The 11,582-nt window shown below is 46.6% G+C and carries 5 protein-coding genes and 1 tRNA gene; 2 read left to right on the top strand and 4 right to left on the bottom strand.

The genetic code is table 11. The features are described 5' to 3' along the window. Positions 1-98 precede the first annotated feature (98 nt). Positions 99-187 (top strand) — tRNA-Ser (locus PREMU_RS14930). A 396-nt stretch (positions 188-583) separates the two neighbouring features. Further along, on the top strand, positions 584-4,930 hold the full coding sequence (locus PREMU_RS05735) for an acyl-CoA dehydratase activase-related protein (RefSeq protein ID WP_007573822.1): 4,347 nt from the start codon (positions 584-586) through the stop codon (positions 4,928-4,930). A 62-nt stretch (positions 4,931-4,992) separates the two neighbouring features. Here the strand turns inward: PREMU_RS05735 and ltrA are convergent, their stop codons facing one another. The 4 genes from ltrA to dnaE form a co-directional block, all read right to left on the bottom strand. Further along, entirely contained in the window at positions 4,993-6,438 is a 1,446-nt protein-coding gene (gene ltrA, locus PREMU_RS05730; RefSeq protein ID WP_007573820.1) for a group II intron reverse transcriptase/maturase, read from the bottom strand. Positions 6,439-6,933: 495 nt separating this feature from the next. Beyond that, positions 6,934-7,254, bottom strand: coding sequence for a thioredoxin (trxA, locus tag PREMU_RS05725; protein ID WP_007573819.1), 321 nt, complete (start codon positions 7,252-7,254; stop codon positions 6,934-6,936). A 97-nt stretch (positions 7,255-7,351) separates the two neighbouring features. Continuing rightward, a complete protein-coding gene (tsaE, locus tag PREMU_RS05720) occupies positions 7,352-7,762 on the bottom strand; it encodes a tRNA (adenosine(37)-N6)-threonylcarbamoyltransferase complex ATPase subunit type 1 TsaE (protein ID WP_007573818.1) in 411 nt (136 codons plus the stop codon). 32 nt (positions 7,763-7,794) lie between these two features. Further along, positions 7,795-11,514 (bottom strand): DNA polymerase III subunit alpha, encoded by a 3,720-nt coding sequence (dnaE, locus tag PREMU_RS05715; RefSeq protein ID WP_007573817.1) that lies wholly within the window; start codon positions 11,512-11,514, stop codon positions 7,795-7,797. Between the last annotated feature and the right edge of the window lie 68 nt (positions 11,515-11,582).

The following is an 11,582-nucleotide window of genomic DNA, read 5'->3' as shown; positions in this document are numbered from 1 at the left end:
GAGTGCTAAAGGGAAGGAAGAATGGATTAAATATTGTTAATCCATCAAGGGACATAAGTATTCCGGCATTTTTTGTGTAATTTTGTACCGCAGTTTTAGGAAGGTTGGCAGAGTGACCGAATGCGCTAGACTCGAAATCTGGTATACCCATTACGTGGTATCGGGGGTTTGAATCCCTCACCTTCCGCTTTTTGTACGCAATAGGAATCGAATAGATTCCCATTTTTTTAATTAAGAGTCAATGTATTACCACAGCTAATCATTACAAGCAGCAAAATTTGATTAGGTGAGGTGAAAGGAAAAAACAAGGCTGAGCCCCCATGTCATCATCTTCTCACTGCACCACCATTTTTCTTGCTTTAGAGAAGAATGCCATCATGTGACAATTGTCGAACGATCGTGCGGCAATTGTTTGACGATCGTGCGGCAACTGTTTGACGATCGTGCGGCAACTGTCACACGACGGCATACATGTCCGAAGGCTCAAAGTAAGGGTATTAAATAATATAAAAACAAAACACAATACATACTTTTTTTTGTAACTTTGCAAGTAATTTTATTGACTAATAGAGCTTTACCACATATGAAAAAGGCATACAGAGCGGGTCTTGATGTCGGTTCCACCACCGCCAAAATAGTTCTAATCGACCCTAAAGGCGAAATAGTCTTCTCAAGATATGAGCGTCACAACGCCAAGGTTAAAGAGCTTGTCGGCACTTATCTTAATGAAATAAGACAACGTTTCCCTGACATCGAACTGTGCCTCTGTGTCACTGGGTCGGTAGGCATGTCTACCGCCGAGAGTCTCAATGCCGAATTCGTACAAGAGGTTGTCGCAGCTACTGTGTTTGCACACAATCGTTACCCACAGGCCAAAGCTCTGATAGATATTGGTGGCGAGGACGCCAAGGTCGTCTTTTTCAATGGCAACAGCACAGAACTACGCATGAACGGCAACTGTGCGGGCGGCACTGGCGCATTCATCGACCAAATGTCGGTACTGATGGGATGCGATAACCAGCGCATGAACGACCTGGCTCTGCAATCAACCCATCTCTATCCTATGGCAGCGCGCTGTGGCGTCTTCGCCAAGACCGACATACAAAACCTCATGGCGCGTAACCTTCCCGAGACAGACATCGCGGCAAGTATCTTCCACAGCATCGCCGTGCAGACTGTTACCACGCTCAGTCACGGCTGCGACTTCTCTGCACCCATTCTCTTATGCGGAGGCCCCCTGACCTTTCTGCCGGCTCTTCGCAAAGCCTTTGCCGACTATCTGCACCTGTCCCTGTCTGACTTTATCGTTCTTAAGGAAGGCAACCTGATACCCGCCTTGGGTTGTGCGCTACGGGCTGGGAACGTCACTCCTGTCAGTATAGAAACGCTTTTGGCACATCTCAACACTCGGGCAGATGCCAATGTATTCACCAGGACCAATCAGCCAAAAGTCGACGTAGAAGAGAAACTCAACCCATTATTTCCCTCTACTGAAGCACACAACACCTGGCTGAAAAGCAAAGAAAAGTACAGCACCAGAATCTATCCCATGCGCGAAGGCGACGAACAGGTCGTCATTGGCATCGATTCCGGTTCAACGACTACTAAGATCATTGCCGTGAGGGCTCAAGGCAAGGAAGCCGGAGAGATCGTCTTCTCTGATTACTCGATGAACCTTGGTAACCCCATTAAAGCCGTCAAAGACGGCCTGACGAGGCTCCAAGACAAAGCTACAGAAAGTAAAACCCATCTACATATCGTCGGTTCCTGCTCTACAGGCTATGGGGAAGAACTGATCAAAGCAGCTTTCAACCTTGACACCAGTATCATCGAGACCATGGCACATTACCGTGCAGCAGAACACTTAATGCCTGACGTGAGCTTCATCCTTGACATTGGCGGACAAGATATGAAAGCCATCTTTGTGGACAACGGTGCCGTGACACGCATGGAGCTCAACGAAGCCTGCTCATCGGGATGCGGCACCTTCATTCAGACATTTGCCAAAGGCCTTGGCTATCAGGTGGAAGACTTCGCCGACGCAGCATGCCGCGCGTCTGATCCCTGTGACCTGGGTACGCGCTGCACGGTGTTTATGAACTCAAAAGTAAAACAAGTGATGCGCGAAGGAGCCAGCGTGGAGGACATTGCCGCCGGACTGAGCTATTCCGTGGTGCGCAACTGCTTGTTTAAAGTGCTCAAATTGCGGGGTAACGATCCTTTGGGCGACCACATCGTCGTACAGGGCGGCACCATGAAGAACGACTCTGTGGTCAGAGCATTCGAACTTCTTACCGGCAGGGAAGTGGCAAGGAGCAACATGCCGGAAATGATGGGTGCTTACGGGTGCTCCCTGCACGCCATCGCACAATTGGCTGACAAGAATGCCGAAGAAGGTCGTGAAGTAGACGATTTACTCAACATGTCGTCCTACAGTACAAAGCTTCTCAACTGCAAAGGTTGCGAAAACCATTGTTTTGTCACTATGTATCAGTTTGCCGGTGGCCGAAAATTCTATTCAGGTAACAAGTGTGAGCGGGTGTTCAACAACAAAGGGAAGCATGAAATCAAAGGCGAGAATATCTATACCTACAAATATCACCTGCTTTTCGACCGATGCTCTTCCGGCTCCAATGGCCAACGGCAGAAGGGTAAATCTGTCGTGGCAATACCTCGGATACTGAACATGTACGAGGACTTTCCTTTCTGGTATGCACTTTTCACCACGGCCGGGTTTGAGGTCATACTGAGTTCAGAGAGTAATTTCCAACGCTACGAAAGTGCACTCAGCACCGTGATGAGTGACAACATTTGTTTCCCTGCCAAGCTCGTACATTCACATGTCAAGGAGCTTGACGAACAACTTGCGCGGATGCCGCAGGAGCAACAGAAGTTCATCTTCATGCCTTATGTGATATTTGAGCAGCAGGACGACAGCCGCAACATCAACAGCTACAACTGCCCTATTGTCTCGGCCTACTCTGATGTCATCCGCTCTGCAATGAACCTGCACAACGAGGTGGTGTCACCCGTGATCAACTTCCGTGATGAGAAGCTTCTCAGCAAGCAGATAGACGATTTCTTGAAAGGCTACGGTATCGCCCCAAAGATTCGGAAAAACGCACTCAACGCCGCTACCAAAGCCCAATGCGACTATGTTCAGGCAATCCACAGCAAAGCTGAAGAGATACTGACTGAGAGCAGACACAGCCACCGGCTTACCATCCTGCTCGTAGGACGTCCTTACCACACCGACCCACTCATCCAACACAAGCTGTCAGAAATGATTGCCTCACTTGGAGTGAATGTCATCTCTGAAGATATTGTGCGCGGTAACATGCAGGCAGGTACAGGAGAGACCTATCTTGTGAGGCAATGGGCGTATATGAACCGCATCATCAAGGCGGGGCAATGGTGTGCAGAGCAAGCTGACGACGTGCATTTCATCCAGATGACATCCTTTGGATGTGGGCCCGACTCATTCATCCAAGATGAAATACGCGACATCCTGAAGCGTCATGGCAAACCTTTTACACTGCTAAAGATAGACGACGTGAGCAATGTGGGCTCACTGAAACTAAGAGTAAGGTCACTGATAGAAAGCCTGAACGGGAAATCAGATCGTAACGTCACGGCCTCCCGCGACAATGACAACAACACTCGGGAGGCTGTCACAAGATCGAGAGGTGCCAGACCACAACAGAAGAAAATCCTTGCACCGTACTTTACGGAATATCTGACTCCGCTCCTCCCGCCACTTTGCAAGCTCTTAGGCTGGGATGTGGAAATACTTCCGCCCAGCGACATCACCAGCGCAGAGCAAGGGCTCAAGTATGCCAATAATGAGGTTTGCTATCCTGCAACACTCATCGTAGGCGATTTTGTCAAGGCATTGAAATCAGGGAAGTATAATCCACAGGAAGTTTCTGCCGTCATGACCCAGACAGGAGGACAGTGCCGTGCCACCAACTACGCTGCTCTTATACGCCGCGCCATGAATGCTAATGGATTTACAGACGTGCCACTCATCACCTTGGGCGTGTCCACCAGCGCCTCTGATGACAAAGAGCAAGACGGCGAACTCAATGTGCCATGGATGAGCATGGCACCCATTATCGTCACCACCTTTCTCTATAGCGACACCATCTCGAAACTCTATCACGGCTCTGTGAGCAGATTAAAAAAAGACGCTTACATCGTCGACGGACAATTCAGTAACCAGGCAGAGCAACTAAGGCACAAATATCTCAGTGCAGCTGCCAAGCCCATTTTGGACAATGATCCCAAAACGCTGATGGAGCTGATCTCAGAGGCAGCCGAAGATTTTGATGATATTACAGAGGACAAAGAGGTGCCGGCTGTTGGCATTGTCGGGGAGATCTTCCTGAAGTTCAATCCCTTTGCACATCAATTTCTTGAGCGTCGCATCATAGCGAAAGGTTGCGAGGTAGTACCGCCCCTGCTTTCTCCATTCTTCCTTCAGGAGTTTGTCAATGCCATTGTACAAAAACATATGGGCTTGAAATGCAGCCACGTACCCGACTTCCTCGTCAAGAGTGTTTACAGCCTTATCTGGAGAAGAGAGAAGAAGATCAATACGCTTGCGTCACGCTTCCGCTTCTTCCGTCCTTTCACCAACATTTTCGAAGATGCCAAAGATGTCAACGGAGTGGTGTCACTTGCCGCCCAGTTTGGAGAGGGTTGGCTGTTGCCGAGTGATATCGTTAGTCTGGTCAAACAAGGAGTCTACAATGTGGCAAGCCTGCAGCCCTTCGGCTGCATCGCCAACCATATCGTCTCCAAAGGTATTGAAAAGAAGCTGAAAGCAATGTATCCGCAACTGAATCTCGTATCGCTCGACTTCGACAGCGGGGTGTCTGCCGTCAATGTTACCAATAGACTGCTGCTGTTCCTCGACAACATTGCATAAGACCATCAATCGAGTAGGAGGAAAACGAAGTAGTTTTCTTCCTACTTTCGTTTTCCGACCTCTCACACCACCGTACATGCGGTCCCGCATACGGCGGTTCCTATTTTGGGGTGCCATTCGAGATACGTCCCCATTAAAGTAGCATACCCTGCTGCACGTAGATTGTTGTTACTTATTGCAGTTGCTAAAATAGGACTATTAGCTATATGCCAATAACCCTTACGAGTATTACCCCATTCGTATGCTTGGTATTTATTAATACCACATCTAATGAGGTTTGCCACTTTTGTCTTGACTTTCTTCCAAGCTTTCCATATACACATGCGTATTCTACGTCTTAACCATTCGTCTGTTTCAAGCAAGAGACGCTTCATATTGGCAAGATGATAATAGCCAACCCACCCTCTTATGTATTCTTTCAGCTTTTGCTTTCTCTTGGCATATCCCCATCCATTGCTGCGACTTGTCAGTTCTTTCAACCTTGACTTCATCTTGGCTTTGGATTTTGGGTGCACAGTGAGTTGGCATTTGCCTTTCATCACATAAAAGGAGTAGCCCAGATATTTCACTCCACGTACATACGACACTACGGTCTTTTCCTTGTTGACTCTGAGATATAGAACATTTTCTATAAATCGGGTTATAGACTCCTTCACTCGCATTGCAGCCCTTTTGGACTTACAGAATATCATCCAGTCATCGGCATAGCGTACAAAGGGAAGCCCTCTGCGTTCAAGTTCTTTGTCCAATTCGTTGAGTATGATGTTACTCAACAACGGACTTAGCGGTCCTCCTTGGGGAGTTCCCTCTTCGCTCGCTTCAAACAAGCCTTTGTTCATTACACCACCTCGGAGATATTTGTGTATAAGACTGACCACTCTGCCGTCTTTTATCGTACGGCTGAGAATTTCTATGAGTTTGCTATGGCTCACGGTATCGAAGAAGCGTTCAAGGTCAAGGTCTACTACATATATGTAGCCTTCATTAATTATACTTTGCGCTCCTCGTATTGCGTCATGGCATCCTCTTCTCGGACGGAAGCCGTAGCTCGTCTTGGAAAATTGGTTCTCATAGATGGGGGTCAATACTTGGTTTATGGCTTGTTGCACCAAACGGTCTACTACTGTAGGTATTCCCAACAGGCGCATCTTGCCATTGTCTTTGGGTATTTCTACCCTTTTCACTGGGTTTGGACGGTAAGAGCCGTCCATCAAGGAACGGATGAGCAAGTCCTTATTGGTCAATAGCCATGGGAGCAACTGCTCACACGACATCTTGTCGATACCACCACAGCCTTTGTTTCTCATAACTGCCTTGTAGGCTCGGTTGAGATTTGAAGGGCTAAGGATTTGCTCGAAAAGGTGTTCCTTGTCGAATGGTACTTCCACGATGTTGTCTTCACACATCCACATGTAGGTCTGCACTCCCCCATACCATTCGGTTTCCGACCTATCTCTTTGGGGGCAGCCATTAACTTGGGATAATGTTTTCTGCATTCTTTCCTTCATGAGGTATGTTTCAATTACTATCGCTTGATTGTTAGGTTCAGCCCTTCATGCAACGTTATCGAGTATTGCACTACTATGGCGTCTGCTGACTTCTCACGGCAAGCTTTACTCCACTTCTTTCGTAAAAAAAAACTATTTGAAGTGTCCGTGAGACCTCCTCGGATAAGGGCATTGTCTTTCCATCTTATACCCACTTCATTTACACCAACCGTTCCGAATAGCTATAGGGCTTTGATTTGTTTAGCAACCTTACCCACGGTCATATGCCTTGTATGAAGTTTCTGTTCGTTAGGTCAGATGTTTGCCGCCGGCTTCTTTCAGATTCCACCTCACGATGGACACCCTTGCCTTTGGCTATGTAATTCCCGCTATTAAGGCTTACTCGGGACTTGCACCCGTTAGACAATACTCATGCCGAGCATACTAAGAACGGGAGACTTAAAAGGACAAAACCTTTTAAGTCTCCCGTTTGCTTAGAAACTGTGCTGAAAAGCCTTATGCCTCAATAAGCTTATCAAACTTTTCCTGAAGCTTGCTCTTAGCTGCGGCGCCAACAAACTTATCAACGAGCTGGCCATTCTTAAAGAAGAGAATAGTAGGAATGTTACGAACGCCATACTGCATGGGGATGTCCTCATTCTCTTCGATATCACACTTGCCAACGACAACCTTACCCTCGTATTCGTTGGAGAGCTCTTCTATGATAGGTCCTACCATGCGGCACGGACCGCACCACGTCGCCCACAAATCTACGACCAAAGGGAGGTCGCCATTTTTCAGCTTCTCGAAATTATCAGCTGTTACTTCTACTGTCATGATTTGTTCCTTTCTTTAATGTCTGTAAAGTAATGTATTTGCAAAATTAAACAATTACACTCAACTGCACAAACTTTATGTCATAAAAAACGCAGATTTAGAACTCCACTTCCCTGCTGCCGTCTTCAAGCTGTGTGATTGTGACTTTAATGGAATCTCCAGGGAGAATCTCCTCTATGAGTTCCGGCCATTCTATAAAGCACAGACTGCCGCTGTAGAAATAATCCTCGTAACCCATATCGAAGACTTCTTCCAGCTTCTTGATTCGATAGAAATCAAAATGGTAGATGTGTTGGTCATCTTCTGCGGTATAGTCATTGACAATAGCGAATGTAGGAGATGTGATCACATCATCTACGCCCAACTCTTCACACAACGCCTTAATAAAAGTCGTCTTCCCCGCACCCATCTTGCCATAGAACGCAAACACATGGCTTTCCCCCATGTTATGGACAAACTCTCGGGCAGCTTCACGGATGTTGTCAAGGGATTTGATGATAATCTTCATTTACTTCTATTTTATTACTTCTTTATCTGATTTTAATTGACATGATAGCTCATCTCCGATCTTCCATCAATGTATTGGACGAGCTCTTTCCCCACCTCTATTTGCTGTTTTTGTGAACGTAAGAGCACATTAACATGGTTTTCCTCATCAATAATGTTGAAAAACAATTCCGTATGTCCAGGGCTGTCAGTAACTATGGACATCACGTCATTGACCGTAGTCTCATCAATGGCTTTACTGGGCACATTGATCGTGAACCGTTCGATACGCTCATCCTTCACCGTTTGAAGGTACTCAATATTCTGGATCGCCAACGAATAAGATTGACTGGTGGGAAAGAGCTTGACATACTTTGCCTTAATGAATACCGAACAACCCATGGCAAGTTTCCCATTCCATTTGCCCCATTCCTCACCAAACAAGGCTATCTCTCCAGAACCGCTGAAGTCTTCTATCGTCACCAGACCGAAGGGACTGCCACGCTTGGTGAATCTCTGAGATACTTTCGTGACGATTCCACCAAAGGTAATGTCCTCGCGCTGTGAAAGCTCTTCCTGCCTGCTACGGTCACCGACCTCGATGCATGTGGTATTACACATATTATTAAGTATGAGAGCGAAGTCGTCAAGTGGGTGCGCTGACAGGTAAATGCCCACCAAGTCTTTTTCTCTACTCAGTTTTTCAATACTACTCCATTCTTCGGCCTTGGGAGCTGGAGGCAATGCTACAGCCACCTCCGCACTCATGACACCGAAGAGAGAGTTAGCTGCGTCTTTCTTATCCTGCTGGTACTGCTGACCAAATCTTACGAGACTATCAAGAAAGGCCTCACCTTTTGCATTGGTAGCAAGATATTGCTCACGCATCAAACCAAAACAATCGAAGCCTCCACTCAATGCCAAGCTCTCAAAAGCCTTGCGATTGACATCTTTCAAGCTGACACGTTCAGCAAAGTCATAAATATCTTTGTAAGGTCCGTGCGCCTTGCGTTCACTTACTATAGCAGACGCGGCAGCAGAACCCATTCCCTTGATAGCTGACAAACCAAAACGTATCTCACCTTTATCGTTAACACCAAACTTTGAATAGCTCTCATTGACACTCGGCCCAAGGGTGGGTATCCCCATTACCTTACACTCTTCCATGAGCTTTGTAATCTCGCCAATGTCGAAGAAACGGCGGGTCATCAGTGCCGCCATATACTCGGCTGGATAGTGAGCCTTCAGATATGCTGTCTGATAAGCAACCCACGAATAGCAAGTGGCATGGGACTTATTGAAGGCATAGGATGCAAACTTCTCCCAATCGCCCCATATCTTCTCAAGAATCTTTGGGTCGTGGCCATTCTCCGCACCTTGTTTCAGAAACTTCGGCTTCATCGCATCAACGATAGCCTTCTTCTTCTTACCCATAGCCTTACGCAAGGCATCACTTTCACCGCGCGTGAAGTTGGCAAGTTGTCTTGACAGAAGCATCACCTGCTCCTGATAGACGGTGATACCATAAGTATCCTTTAGGTACTTCTCCATGCAGGGAATATCGTACTTGATACGCGAGGGGTCTTTCTTACGCGCGATAAACTCGGGAATATAGTCCATAGGCCCCGGCCGATAAAGCGCATTCATAGCTATCAGATCCTCAAAGACAGTAGGATGCAACTCTTTAAGATACTTCTGCATACCAGGGGATTCAAACTGAAAGGTTCCTATCGTCCGACCCTCCTGATAAAGCTTATAGGTCAATTCATCATCAATGGGTATAGTATCAAGGTCCACATCCTCTCCCGTAGTTTGCTTGACAACCTTTACAGCTTCCTTAAGTTCGGAGAGTGTCTTCAAACCAAGGAAGTCCATTTTGATGAGACCCGTTGATTCAATCACATGTCCGTCATACTGTGTTACATCACATTTACGATCGGGGAAATCAGGGTCGTCGGCAGTGGACACGGGCACCCAATCACTGATTGGATCACGACATATAATGAATCCACAGGCATGGATTCCGGTACCACGGATAGTACCCTCCAGCATTTTAGCGTATTTGATAGTGTTGCGCTCCCTCGGATCTACTGAGCTCTCGGCCTCACGCAACTCCGGGGTACACTTGATGGCATTGGCGAGATTCATCTTCAAACCATCTGGCAAGCGGTCCGGAATCGCTTTTTTCAAAGCGTTGGCACGCTCCAATGGCAATTTCTCCACACGCGCTACATCAGCAATCGAGTTCTTAGTAGCCATGCTCGAATAAGTAATGATATGCGCGCAATTTTCCTTCCCATACTTATCCATCACCCATTGCAGCACTTTCCCGCGGCCGTCATCATCGAAATCAGTATCAATATCCGGCAGATTGACACGGTCAGGATTGAGGAAACGCTCAAACAGAAGATCGTATTTCAAAGGATCTATCTTTGTAATTCCTAAACAATAAGCCACCACAGAACCAGCAGCCGACCCACGTCCAGGACCGACCCAAACGCCTAACTGATCGCGGGCTGCATTGATAAAGTCCTGCACAATAAGGAAATATCCTGGAAAACCCATGGTTTTCATTACATGAAGCTCAAACTTCACGTGCTCCTCAACCTCTTCTGGAATTGGGTCACCATACCGTTTTTTAGCACCGTCGTAAGCGAGTTTAGCCAAATAGTCTGCCTCAAACTTGATGCGGTAGACCTTATCATATCCGCCCAGGCGCTTTATCACCGCATCTGCCTTATCTTTAGGCAAGGAGTTCTCGCCATTCTCATCAGAGGTAAACTCTTTATAGAGCTGTTCTTCTGTAAACTTCTTATGCCATTCCTCCTCTGTACCGAAACTCTCAGGAATAGGAAAGAAAGGCATAATGGGACCATGGTCAATGCTGTAGGTCTCAACTTTATCGAGAATTTCTAATGTATTGCTCAAGGCCTCGGGAACATCAGAGAAAATAGCGTTCATCTCAGCACGCGTCTTAAACCATTCCTGCTTGGTATAGACCATACGTGTGGGATCGTCCAAATCCTTACTCGTTGACAAACAGAGCAAATGGTCATGAGCTTCTGCAGTCTCTTTGTCTTCGAAATGACAATCGTTGGTACAGATCAGCTTGATACCGTATTCCTTGGCAAATTGCATTAAAACACGGTTGACTTTCTGCTGCAAAGGATATGTCTCACGGTTGGCATGCAAGGAGGGATCCGTCACCTGATGACGCTGAAGCTCAAGATAGAAGTCATCGCCAAACACATGGTGATACCATTCCACAGCTTCTCTGGCTCCTTTTATGTCACCTGACATTATCTTTTGAGGAATCTCTCCTCCCAGACACGCTGAACTCACAATCAAGTCCTCGTGATATTTCTCAAGATCATAACGGTCAGTTCTTGGACGATAGTAATACCCATCAATCCATGAACGGCTCACCAATTTAATGAGATTCTTATAACCATGATAGTTCTTGGCTAACACGATTAAATGGTATCCCGAGCCATCGCCTGCCGCTTTATCCTTGTCTTCCTTATGATGGTGCGCCACATACATCTCACAGCCAAAGATAGGCTTGAAAAGCTCTTTCCCCTCAGCCTTACGTTTCTTATTGACTGAGGCACAATAATCTGAGAACTCTTTGATGCCATACATAACACCATGATCCGTGATGGCCATGCCCTTCATACCATCACCGATAGCCTTATCAACAAGGTGTGTGACTTTAGACTGCCCGTCAAGAATGCTATAATGAGTATGTACGTGTAAATGAATAAAATCTTCCATGAAAATGACTTTACGAGTGTAAAGTTACATTTAAAAAACGACATGTCCAAAAGAAGAACCTAAAATAT

The organism is Hallella multisaccharivorax DSM 17128, from assembly GCF_000218235.1.
Lineage (GTDB): Bacteria > Bacteroidota > Bacteroidia > Bacteroidales > Bacteroidaceae > Prevotella > Prevotella multisaccharivorax.
Note: the sequence above shows the minus strand (reverse complement) of the source record. Positions and strands in the feature narration are given on the sequence as shown.

Coding starts and splice junctions, on each gene's coding strand:
- PREMU_RS05735 (WP_007573822.1), top strand. CDS start 584: ATGAAAAAGGCATACAGAGCGGGTCTTGATGTCGGTTCCACCACCGCC.
- ltrA (WP_007573820.1), bottom strand. CDS start 6,438: ATGAAGGAAAGAATGCAGAAAACATTATCCCAAGTTAATGGCTGCCCC.
- trxA (WP_007573819.1), bottom strand. CDS start 7,254: ATGACAGTAGAAGTAACAGCTGATAATTTCGAGAAGCTGAAAAATGGC.
- dnaE (WP_007573817.1), bottom strand. CDS start 11,514: ATGGAAGATTTTATTCATTTACACGTACATACTCATTATAGCATTCTT.
- tsaE (WP_007573818.1), bottom strand. CDS start 7,762: ATGAAGATTATCATCAAATCCCTTGACAACATCCGTGAAGCTGCCCGA.